This window comes from Rathayibacter tanaceti (assembly GCF_009834165.1).
GTDB lineage: Bacteria > Actinomycetota > Actinomycetes > Actinomycetales > Microbacteriaceae > Rathayibacter > Rathayibacter tanaceti.
Window position 1 is genome coordinate 1,261,804 of sequence record NZ_CP047186.1, and the last position, 12,544, is coordinate 1,274,347.

Sequence of the window (12,544 nt, forward strand, 5' to 3'; positions counted from 1 at the left end):
GTGACCGCACACGGACAGCTGCCCCTCGCCCCGCCCCGCCCCACCGGCACGACCGCCCTCTCGCCGGCGCAACGCGCCGTCTGGGTCGCATCCGAGGTCGATCCCGACGCGGCGACGGACTTCCACCTCGGGTGGACCACCCACTTCACGTCGGCGCACGACCCCGCCCGGGTCGCCGACGCGGTCGCGCGGGTCCTCCGCGCCGAACCGCGGCTGTCGCAGACGGTCGTCGTCGACGGCGGCGAGCCGCAGTGGGCGACGTGCCCCGCGCCGGACGCGCCCGCGGTGATCGACCTCCGCGGTGAGAGCCGCCCAGACGCCGCGGTCGCCGTCCGCGTCGACCGGCTGCGCGACGAGGTCTCACTCGGTGCAGCCCGGTCGCTGCACCGCCACGAGATCCTCGTGGTGTCCGACGGCTGCGTGTGGGCGCAGGCGTACCACCACGTGCTCGTCGACGGCCGATCGATCCACGAGCTGACGCGGCGGGTGCTCGCCGACCTCGAGGGGCGCGATGCGGCGGCGCCGGCGCCGCGCCCGGCGGACGACCCGCGGACGGTCGGCGCGGACGACGCCTCGGCGGAGGCGCTCGCCGCCGCCCTCACCACCGCGGACGACGGCCTGATCGAGCGCCCCACGCGTGGCATCCGGAGCAGCGCCGTCGAGCTCGCCCCCGACCTCGTCGGCGCCCTGCCCGTACTCGCCGCACGGTGCGGCCTGAGCATCGGGCGGACGCTCGCCGGACTCATCGGCGCCTATACGGCGACGGTCCGAGGGGGCGGCGCGCACGCGGTGCGTCTCGCGGTGGCCGGCCCCGGAGACCCGCACGCGGTCGAGATGCGCTCCGCGGTCGTGCCGCTCGTGCCCGTCGTCGACCGCGACACGACCGTCGAGGCGTATCTGCGCTCGTTCGACGACGCGCTCCGCGCAGGGCGTCCGCACCACGGCGCCGACCCCGACGCCGTCGCCCGGGCGCTCCGAAGCCGGTTCGGTGCCCCCGCGCTCGTCGCGCCGGGCATCAATGTCCTGCTCGGGGCGGGCGGTGACGACGGCATCTCGCGGTCCACCTGGGTGGGGCCCTCGACCGATCTCGATGTCGTGGCTGAGGGTGAGATCGACCGCCGTTCACTGCGGATCGTCGTGCGCGGCCGAGCCGATCGTCTCGAGCTCTCGGCCCACGCGTCGGCGCTCGCCGCCTTCGTGGCCTCCGCCGTCGATGCCTCCGACGCGCCGCTGAGCGCGCACCGCCTCGTCGACGATGCCGAACGCACGCTGCTGCTGGCCACACGCAACGACACGGGACGCTGCCCGTCGGACCGCGACGTCGTCGAGATGATCGTCGCCCGAGCGCAGAGCGATCCGTCCGCGACCGCGGTCGTCGACGGCGACCGGTCGATCGACTACCAGACGCTGCTGGGTGCTGCGGCGCGGATCGCCCGCGTGCTGCGCGAGGAGTTCGGGGCCGGTCCCGAGACGGTGTTCGCGATCGACATGCACCGCAGCGCCGAGATGGTCGCCGCGATCCTCGGCATCCTGATCTCGGGCGCGGCGTTCGTGCCGCTCGACCCGGCGTGGCCGCACCGCCGCCGCGCGGGCGTCGTCGCCGACTCGGGAGCGCGCGCCCGCCTCATCGGCCCCGGCGCGGGAGCATCGCTCGACCTGCCCGCGCACGTCGTCGACCTCGAGCGGACCGAGCCTGCAGCCGACCTCGAACGACGCGACCCGGAGTCGTTGGCGTACGTCATCTTCACCTCCGGCTCGACCGGCGCACCGAAGGGCGCGATGATCCGCCACGGCGCCATCGCCAGCCGCATGCGATGGCAGATCGACCAGGTGCTGCGCTTCGGTGCCGACGACGCGAGCCTGTTCAAGGCGCCGCTCTCGTTCGACATCTCGATCAACGAGGTGCTGCTGCCGCTCTGCTCCGGCGGCGCCGTCGTCGTCGCCCGCGACGGCGAGGAGCGCGAGCCCGAGCGTCTGCTGCAGCTGATCTCGCAGCACGGCGTCACCTTCACGTACCTCGTCGCGTCGATGCTCGACGCGATCCTCGACAACGACGCCCTCGCCTCGCGGCCCCGCCTGGCGGGCCTCCGGCACGTCTGGTGCGGCGGGGAGCTGCTGACGCCCGAGCTGTTCGACCGGTTCCGGAAGCAGCTCCCGGAGGCCACGATGTACCACGGCTACGGACCCGCGGAGGCCACGATCGGCGTCTCGCACGTGGTGTACCGCGGCGATCACGTGCGCAGCACCACCTCGATCGGCCGTCCCAACCCCGGATGCCGCCTGTACGTGCTCGACCGTGCCCTGCGCCCGGTGCCGACGGGAATGGCGGGCGAGCTCTACGCCGCGGGCGACCTGCTGGGTCGGGGATACGTCAACGCCCCCTCGCTGACCGCGTCGCGGTTCGTGGCGAACCCGTTCCACGACCCGGCCGACCCCGCGAGCACTCTGCGGCTGTACCGCACGGGCGACCGCGCCCGGTGGAACGGCGACGAACTGGAGTTCCTCGGCCGCGCCGACAACCAGGTGAAGATCGGCGGCATGCGCGTCGAGCTCGAAGAGATCGAGCGGACGATCGCCGCGGCGCCCGCCGTGCGGGCCTGCGTCGTGGTCGTGCGCACGGCTCGCGTGCACGCCTACGTCGTCCCCGGCCCCGGCACGTCTGCGGCAGAGGCCGAGACAGCTGCCCGGGAGCGCGCGGCCGACACCCTGCCCCGGCACATGGTGCCCGCGTGGGTGACCGCGCTCGACGTCCTGCCGACGACCGCGAACGGCAAGGTCGACCGAGCCGCCCTGCCCGAGCCGGCGCAGCAGACGGCGAGCCCGGGCGCCCTGACCGCTGCGCAGCGACCCGTCGCCGACGAGATCGCCGCGGTCCTCGGCGTCGACCTTGCCGCGGTCGGCCCCGACACCGGCTTCTTCGCCCTCGGCGGCGACTCCCTCGCCGCGGTCCGGCTCGCCAACCGGCTGTCGCGCGCCCTGCAGCGTACGGTGCCGACCCGCGCGGTGTTCGAGAACCCCACGGTCGCCGATCTCAGCCGGTTCGTCGCGCTCGCCGACGCCGCGACGGACCGCCCCCGCACCGTCGTGTCCGCCGACGGCGCAGCCACCCTCCCGGCGACCCCGGGCCAGCGGCGCATGTGGCTCGCCACGCAGCTCGACACGACTGCGGCGACCTACACCGTCCCCCTCGCGTTCCTCTTCGACACCGAACCCGACCGTGCCGCGCTGACGCAGGCCCTCGCCGATACGACACGGCGGCACGCGGCCCTCCGGACCCTGCTGTCGCCGGGGCCCGACGCCCTGGTCGCCGAGCGGCTCGCGGCCGACGACCCCCGGGCGGCTCCGGTCGTCGAAGAGATCTCCGACGTCGATGCGTTTGTGCGGCGTCCGTTCGACCTGGCATCCGCCATCCCGATCCGCATCGGCCTGAGCCGACGTGTCGACGGCTGGCTCCTCGTCCTCGCACTGCACCACAGCGCCGTCGACGAGGCATCCGAACCGACCCTGCTGCAGAGCATCTCGGATGCCATGGCCGCCCGTCTCGCAGGGACGGCCCCCGTCTGGCGCACTGCGGACGCCACGGTCGACCCGCCGACCGGCGAGAGCGCGGCCGACGCAGTGACCCGCCTCGGACCCCTGCCCGACCGGGCCGACATCCCCGGTTGGGCGACCACCACGACGGGTTTCGGGCGCGCCGGGGCGACGCGGACCCGCGTGCTCACCGGCCCCTCTGCCGAGGCGGTGCGCCGCCGCTCGGTCGACGCCACCGTCTTCGAACTCGCCGTCCGCGCGGTCGCGACCGCGGTCGAGCGGCTGGGCGGACCGTCGCAGCTGCTGATCGCCGCCCCCGTCGCGCGGACGACGCCCGACGACGCAATCGTGGGATGCCACGTCACGACGACCCTGTTCGCGGTCGGGCGCGATGTCGACCTGCGGGCCCAGATCGTCTCGGCCCTCGACACGCGGGCGGACGTCGCCGATCTGGTGACCGCCGCACCGGAGCTGCGCGACCGCGCGGCGCCGCGCATCATGGTCGTCCACCAGTCGCGACGCCTCGACCGTCTCGTGCTCGGCCGACATGGGGGAGCGCGCGTGCCGATCTCGACGGGCACCGCCAAGTTCGACGCGACGATCACGGTGGCCGAGGTCGGCGACGACATCGCGGTCGAGCTGGAGTACGCCATGGACGCCATCGCCCCTGACGAGGCCGAGCGTTTCCTGCGCCACGCGTGCGCGGCGCTCCACGGCACCGCGGACGACGTCGACGCGGTCGACATCGCGACCCGGGCGCTCCTCGACGGCGGCGACGCGATCGACGCGGGCGGCCCGCGGACGCTCACCGAGCTGATCGCCCCCCGCGCTTCGGAGGAGGCCCATCGCATTGCGGGCGCCCTCGCGGCCCGGGGAATCGGTCCGGGGGCGGTGGTCGGGGTGTGCACCGCCCGCGGCGCCGTGCAGGTCGACCTCGTGCACGGCATCGTGCTCGCGGGCGCGGCGTACGTGCCGATCGACCCTGCGTGGCCGTCCGCGCGTCGCGAGGCCGTCGTTGCTGACGCGGGCGCCGAGCTCGTGCTCGACGCCGCGCCCGATCGCGCGGCCGCCGTCGCCGAGCCGACGGCGCCGCGGCCCGACGACGCGGCCTACGTGCTGTTCACGTCGGGTTCGACGGGACGGCCGAAGGGAGTCGTCGTCAGTCACCGCGCGATCGTGAACCGTCTGCTCGCGGCTCCCGGCCTGCACGGGATCGGAGCCGACGACGTGATCCTCTACAAGACTCCGTTCACGTTCGACGTGTCGCTCTGGGAGCTGTTCCTCCCGGCCGTCATCGGCGCGCGCCAGGCGATCGCCCCGCCCGACGCCCACCGCGACCCGGCCGAGATCGCCGCCGCGATCTCGGCGGAACATGTCACGGTCGTGCACTTCGTGCCCTCGGTCCTCGCCGCGTTCCTCGACCACCTGTCGGGAGCGCGCGCGACGGCCGCCGCGGTGGCGCGGAGCCTGCGCGTCATCGTCTGCAGTGGCGAGGCGCTCACCGCGAACCATCTGCGCGGGCTGCCCGAGCTGCTCCCCGGCGTCCACGTCGACAACCTTTACGGGCCCACCGAGGCCGCCGTCGACGTCACCGCGGCTCTGCGCGTCAGCGCCGACCGGCCGATCGGGATCGGTCTGCCGATCGCGGGGGTGGGATGCCGCATCCTCGACGCCGCGCTCCGCCCGGTCGTGCCCGGTGCCGTGGGCGACCTCTACCTGAGCGGCGTGCACCTGGCCCGCGGCTACGCGAACCGGCCCACGCTGACGGCAGAGCGGTTCGTGGCCGACCCGTTCGACGTCGGCGCCCGCATGTACGACACCGGCGACCGCGCCCGGCAGCGTCCCGACGGCACGATCGACTACCTCGGCCGACGCGACCAGCAGGTCAAGGTCGGCGGCCAGCGGATCGAGCTGGGCGACGTCGAGGCGGCGCTGACGTCGGCTATCGGCGTCGAGGGTGCGGCGGCGTTCGTCGTCGGTGGCACGCTCGTCGCGGTCTACACGGGCCGGGCCGCGCCCGAGGCCGTGCGCGCCCACGCTGCGGGGGTCGTCCCGGTCGCGCTCGTCCCCTCGCGTCTCACCGCCGTGCCTGCGCTGCCGCTCACCCCGCACGGCAAGCTCGATCGCGCAGCGCTGCCCGCCCTCGACCGCCTCCCTGTGGCGGCCGAGGGCCGTGCGCCCGCGTCGGCGACCGAGGTCGCAGTGGCCGAGGCGTTCGCCGCAGCGCTCGGGGTCGCGTCGGTGCCGGCCGACGCCGACTTCTTCGCCCTCGGCGGCGACAGCATCTCGGCCATCGCCGTCGTCACCGCGGCCCAGCGCGCCGGCATCAGGATGTCGGTCATCGATCTCTTCGAGACCCGCACCGTCGAGGCGCTGGCGGTCCGATGCGCGCCCGCGGCGGCACCGGCGGCGGGGCGCCCGGTTCCGCTTCCGGCGCTCCTCGCCGCAGCGCGGGCCGACGGCACCGACGTCGACGCGATGAGCGTGTCGGTCCCTCTCGGGACCCCGGACGCCCTCGCGGCGCGCCGTGCCCTCGTCACGGTCGTCGCGGCCCGTCCCGAGTTGCGTGTGCGCCTTGACCGGAGCCGCGCCCGGCTCTGGCGGGCGTTCCAGCTCGACGACGTCCCGCCCGGAGAAGGGGTCAGCGTGACCGAGGGGCGGCTCGCCGCCGTCGAGGTCGCCGACGACGAGGTGCGCCTCGTCGTCCACCGGATGGCACTCCCCGCTGACGCGGAGCAGGGAGTGCATCGTCTGGTCACGGAGATCGATGATGCGGTGCGGGCAGGAGAGGGACGGGCATGAGTGAGAACGTGATCGAGACGGCGCGCGTGGAGGGTGCCCGCGCGCGCATGCTGTTCCTCGCCGAGTTCGAGGACTCGCCCGGCGCCTACGCGATCCCTCTTGTGCTCAGGGTCGTCGACGGCCGCGTCGATGTCGAGGTCTTCGCCGCCGCCCTCCGCGACGTCGTCGGGCGCCACGTGAGCCTCCGGACAGCGTTCGACAAGACCGGCGACGGGTGGGTCGAGAACGTGCGGGACGCCGAGGAGGCACCCGTCCTCGACCGGTCGGCCCACGAGTGGGACGGGCGCCTTCCGCTCGCACCTGATCCCCGCTGCGAGGTACCGACAGCGGCAGCGGTGTACGCCCGGCACGTCGTGATCGTCGTCCACCACGTCGCGGCCGACGGACAGTCGATGCCGACGATCCTCGACGACCTCGAGCACGCGTATCGGGAGCGGCTCGCGGGCCGCGCCCCGAGGTGGCCGGAACCGCCCGCGTACACCTCGGAGCCGCCCAGCGCGTCCGCGGAGGGGCTCGCTCCGCTGTTCGCCGGGGTGCCGGCGGCGATCAGCCTGCCCCTCGACCGGCCGCGCAGCCCTGCGCCGAGCTCGGCCGCCGCCACGGAGGAGTACCTGCTCCCCGCCTGGGTCGCGGGGGCGCTCACCGAGGCGTCGGGCCGGCTCGGGGTGTCGCGCCTCATGCTGCTCAACGCGGCCGTCGTCCTCGCGCTGCGGTCGAGAGGAGCGGGTGACCGGATCCCGCTGGGCATGGTCGCCGATCTGCGCGAGGACTCTGTCGCCGGCGTCGGTCTGTTCCTGAACACCGTCGTGGGTCTCGCCGACCTCACCGGTGCGTCGACCGTCGGCGAGGTGGTCGCCCGCGTGCGTGACGGCGCGCTCGACGCGTGGGAGCGCCGCGCGGTGCCGTTCGATGAACTCGTCGCCGACGTCGCGCCCCCGCGCATCGCGGGCGTGCACCCGCTCTTCCAGGTCATGATCGCCGAGGTCGACCGCCGCACCCGGTCGGTCGGTCTGGGCGATGTCATCGCCGAGGTGCGTCATGACGCCGAGCCCACCGCGAAGTTCGACCTCACATTCGCCATCGGCGAGGGCGACGACGGTCTCGTGGTCGACGTGCTCTTCCGCACCGAGATCTTCTCCTCCGAGACCGCGGCGGCACTGCTCGACTCGGTGGTCCTCGCCCTGATCGCGCTGACGGGGGATGCCGCAGCCCCCTCCGACGACCTCGTGCTGATCCGGACGGCCGGGCGCCGCGCCGCGCCGCAGCCGCCATGCACCGCAGTGACGAGCAGGCTGGTCGCCCTACCCCGTCACCACGTCGCCGCCGCCCTGGTCGGTGTGTACGCGTCGAGCGACGCCGTCGGCACGCGCCGCGACGGCGACGCATACGTCCCGCTGACGCTCGACGAACTGCTCGTCGCCGCCGAGGTGACGACCGATCCGCGGCATCCCGACCCGATGACCGGACGCACGATCGCCGCCTCGGCTGCACCCGGCGGCGTCGTCCTCGCCGCGGCGTGCGAGGCGATCGACGAGGAATCCTGGCCCGCGCTGCTCGCTGCGCTCGCGACGGGCTCGATCCGCGGCATCCACGACGCGGCCGAGTACGCCGACGCGCGCGCTCGCCGCGCGGACGCGCTCGAGATCGTCGACGCCGCGGAGGCGTGGCTCGACGTGATCGAGTCGGTACCGCCGTCGGTCCCGAGCGCGACCTGGTCGGCCCTCGACCCCACCGCGTCGGCCGATGCCGAGGTGCCCGTGCCGCCGGCCACGGTGATCGCGTTCCGCACCGCCGTGCTGTCGGGCCTGGCCGAGGTCGGGCGCGGCCCTGTCCTCGCCATGGTCGGCGAGCCGGATCGTGACGACCCCGCCCGCGCCGCGGCGGTCGGCGTCCGGCGACGCGTTTTCCCGGTGTTCGTCCGCGATGACGGCGCGATCGTCCAGCCCACGGCCGATGCGGCCCGCGATTTCACGATCGCCGGCGAGCTCAGCCCGCACACCCCGGGGGTCTTCGACGGCCTGGTGCGCCCCGACGTGCACGTCGACATCCACGTCTCCGAGCGGCCGGTCGCGCCCTCCCCGGACCGGGTCGCTGTGACCGCGAGCTTCGCCGACGACCGCTGGCTGCTGACGGTGGCGGGGCACCAGGATGCCGCGGCCCTCGCCGGAGCGATCGCCGCAGCCGTGGCGCGGGACGTCGTCTCCGACGGGCCGCCGAGCGCGCTCACCGCGATCGTCCGTCCCGCAGAGGTGCGGGTGGAGGACACCGCCGGCGTCGGAATCGCGGCGATCCGCGACATCGAGCGGGCGGCGGGGCCGCTGGCCGCGGTGCACCCGGCGACCGGCCTCCAGGAGGGTCTGCTGTTCCACCGCGACCTCTCGGGCGACACCGATGTCTACCTCTCGCAGACGATCACCGAGCTGACGGGCCCGCTCGACGTGGCGGCACTGCGCGCGGCGGCCGCGCGCACCATCGCGCAGCACCCCCACGTCGCGGGCCATTTCCGCCGCGTCGGGGAGCGAACGGTGCTCGTCGTGCCGCGATCGCCGGACATCGCGTGGGACGTGAGCACGGGCGAGGACCGCGAGCGGTTCCTCGCGCAGCAGCGCGAGCACGGCTTCGACGGCGACGGACCGCTGCTGAGGTTCGGCCTCCTCACCGCGCCGGACGGTCAGCAGCACACGTGGGTGCTGACCGTCGAGCACGCGATCCTCGACGGCTGGTCGATCTGGCGGTTCTTGCGCGGCATCCTCGACGAGTACACCCGTCACGGATCCGCGATCGAGCGGTCGGGGCCGCCGTATGCGGCGTACGTCTCCTGGCTCACCGCCCGCGATCGGGCCGCTGCGCGCTCGGCGTGGGGCGACGTTCTGGCGGGCGTCGAGGGGCCTCTCCTGGTCGCTCCTTCCTCCTCCGCTCCCACCGCCGACCGACGTTCGTCCGAGCGCGTGCTGACGCTCGATGTGGCCCTGACCGCGCGGCTGCGGCACGCGGGCACGGCGGCACGCGCGCCGCTCAGCGCGGTGTACGAGCTCGCCTGGGCGCTCGCGCTCCGGCACGAGACGGGTCGCGCCGACGTCCTCTTCGGCACGGTGACCTCGGGCCGACCCCCCGAGATCCCGGGCATCGACGACCTGCTCGGGCTGCTGTTCAACACCGTCCCGGTGCGCGTGCGCGTCCGCCCCGGCGCGAACGTGCAGAGCCACCTCGACGACCTGACGCGGTTCCGCCGCGTGATGCTCGCCCACCCCGACGTGCCGCTGTCGGAGATCCTCGCGGCATCGGGCCACCGCGAGCTGTTCGACACCCTGTTCGTCTTCCAGAACATCCCCGTCACCCCGCCCACCGAGCGGCTCGGTCCTGACGGCGCCCTGCGTCACCGTGCGCAGACGGTCCGCGACGCGACGCACTACCCGCTCACCATCGTGGTGAACCCGGGCGACGAGCGCGCGGGTGCGCGCATCCGTGTCCTGTCGCGCCCGGGCTCGTGGCCCAGTGATGCCGATGCCGATGCCGCGACCGAGCGCCTCGTCTCCGCGTTCGTGCGGGCGCTTGAGGGACTCGCCGATCACACCGGCGCGCTCGCCGCGCTCGATGTCGGCGACCAGGGCGTCACCGGCGCGGCCGCTCTCGAGGGGGCGACGCCGAGCGACGACGACGCGGCGCTGCTCGACGCGACGGTGTGGCAGCTGCTCGTGCAGCGTGCGCTCGTCGATCCCGACGGTCTCGCCATCGTCGCGGGACCCGTGCGCTGGACCTTCGCCGAGCTCGTCCACCGCGCCACGCGTCTGGCGACCGCCCTGCAGGAGCGGGGGATCGGGCCCGAGTCGCGTGTGGCGCTCTACCTCCCGCGGGATGCGCGCATGATCGTCGCGCTGTTCGCCGTGTTCGCCGCCCACGCGGCCTACGTGCCGATCGACCCCACGCTGCCGCCGACCCGCGTGGCCGACATTCTGCGGGAGGCCGACCCTGCGGTCGTCGTCGCCGACGACGCGTTCGCCGTCGCGGTGCCCTCTGGCGTTCGCGTGGTGCCGCCCGATGCGGCGGGAGGAGGCCCGCTCGTCGAGCCCGAGCGCGCGCTCGACGCCCTCGCGTACGTGATCTTCACGTCGGGGTCGACGGGAAAGCCCAAGGGGGTCGCGGTGCCCTACCGCGGGCTCACCAACATGTTCGTCAACCACCGCGCCGAGATCTTCTCGCCCGTGGTGGCCGCCGCAGGCAGGCGACGCCTCGCGATCGCGCACACCACGTCGTTCGCTTTCGACGCCTCGTGGGAGCAGCTGCTGTGGCTGCTCGAAGGCCACAGCGTCCACGTGATCGACGACGACATGCGCCGTGACCCGCGGGCGCTCCTGGCGTACTTCGACGACCACCGGATCGACGGGTTCGATGTGACTCCGAGCTACGGCGCCGTCCTGGTCGACGAGGGGCTGCTCGCTCGCGAACGCTGCGCCGACCCCATCGTCGACGGGCCGGGCGTCGTCTTCGTCTCGCTCGGCGGAGAAGCCGTGCCCGACGCTCTGTGGACGGCCCTGCGCGACGCCCCCGGCGTCCACGGCTACAACCTGTACGGCCCGACCGAGTACACGATCAACGCGCTCGGCGCCGACGTCGACGAGCGCCCCACGTCGACCGTCGGCCGCCCGATCACGGGAACGGTCGCGCGTGTGCTCGACGACGGCCTCCGCCCGGTGCGGCCGGGCGTGCCGGGCGAGCTGTACCTGTCGGGCGTCGGCCTCGCCCGCGGCTACCTGGGCCGCAGCGACCTGACGGCAGAGCGTTTCGTCGCCGATCCGTTCGGGATGCCGGGACAGCGGATGTACCGCACGGGTGACCTCGCGATGGTCGGTTCAGACGGTCTGATCACCTACCTCGGGCGCAGCGACGACCAGGTCAAGATCCGTGGGCACCGCGTCGAGCCCGCGGAGATCGCCTCGGCGCTCGTCGCGCTCAGCGGGGTCCGGCGGGCCGCGGTCGTGCCCGTGCGCAGTCCGCACGGGACCGAGCTCGCGGCGTACGTCGTGCCCGACGGGGCTCCGGTCTCGGCCGCCGAGATCACCGCCGCCCTGCGGTCGCGGCTACCGGACTATCTCGTGCCCGCTACGGTAACCGCCGTCGACGAGCTGCCGCTGAACGTCAACGGCAAGCTCGACGTGCGCGCCCTGCCTGAACCCGTGCGCGAGCCCGTCGAGAGGCAGCGCCCGATCGGCGACGTCGAGTACTTGATCGCCGACGCGATGGCGGAGGTGCTGGGACTCGACGAGGTGGGCCGCGACGACGACTTCTTCCTGCTCGGCGGTCACTCGCTGCTCGCTGTGCGCGTCGTCTCGCGACTGCGGTCATCGGCGGGCCTCGACCTGAGCGTGCGCGACCTGTACGGGGCGCCGACCGTCGCGGGCCTCGCGCGCGCGGCGGCGGGCGAGCGCAGCGAGACGATGTTCGCCCCCGTTCTGCGCCTGCGCGACGCCGAGGGCCCGGCGGTCTTCTGCCTGCAGCCCGCCGGCGGCCTGGGGTGGGCGTACGCCGGTCTCTGTCGGCACCTCGACTCCGGCTACGCGGTCTACGCGCTGCAGGATCCGGCGTTGTCGGGTGGCCCCGAGCTGACGTCGGTGGAGGCCATCGTCACCGACCAGATCGAGCGGATCCGCGCCGTCCGTCCGCACGGGCCGTACCACCTGCTCGGGTGGTCGTTCGGCGGGCAGCTCGCGCACGTCATCGCCGCTCGGCTCGGCGACGAGGTGGCATCGATCGTCCTTCTCGACGCCTACGCGGACGGCGCCGGCGATGAGACCGACGCGTCGGTCGACGAGCAGGTCGCCGGCTTCGTGCGCAGCATCGCCGACGATCCCGTGCTGGCCGACCTCGATGCCGAGGCGCGGGAGCGCCTGATCGCGACGTTCGCGCGTCATCTGCGGCTGTCGATCCCCCCGCTCACGGTCTCGGCGCACACCGACACGCTGCTGGTGGCGGCGACGCGGGGTGTCGGAGCCGACACGGCGGCGCGGCGCGATGCCGAGTGGCGGGCGCGCATCGACGGGCGGCTGCGTGTCGATCCGGTCGACCTCGACCACGCTGGTCTCGGGCGTGCGGCCAATTGGGAGGTCTTCGGCGGTCTCGTCGCGCGGTGGATCGAGGGCGGTCGCTGACACTCCAGCGTCCCGTGCGTCACGCTCGGCGCAGCGCTGGCGTGCGCCGTCCGCGCGCCTCCGGC

At 74.3% G+C, this 12,544-nt stretch carries 2 protein-coding genes; both read left to right on the plus strand.

Annotated features, from left to right (window positions below; translation table 11 throughout):
• Complete coding sequence (locus GSU10_RS05970) at positions 1 to 6,333, plus strand: non-ribosomal peptide synthetase (protein ID WP_132505224.1); 6,333 nt, start codon at positions 1 to 3, stop codon at positions 6,331 to 6,333.
• On the plus strand, positions 6,330 to 12,479 hold the full coding sequence (locus GSU10_RS05975; RefSeq protein ID WP_132505221.1) for a non-ribosomal peptide synthetase: 6,150 nt from the start codon (positions 6,330 to 6,332) through the stop codon (positions 12,477 to 12,479). The genes GSU10_RS05970 and GSU10_RS05975 overlap by 4 nt, the downstream gene beginning before the upstream one ends.
• Positions 12,480 to 12,544 lie beyond the last annotated feature (65 nt).

What these genes read in the sequence shown, in the direction of transcription:
- GSU10_RS05975 (WP_132505221.1), top strand. Translation starts at nt 6,330, where the DNA reads ATGAGTGAGAACGTGATCGAGACGGCGCGCGTGGAGGGTGCCCGCGCG.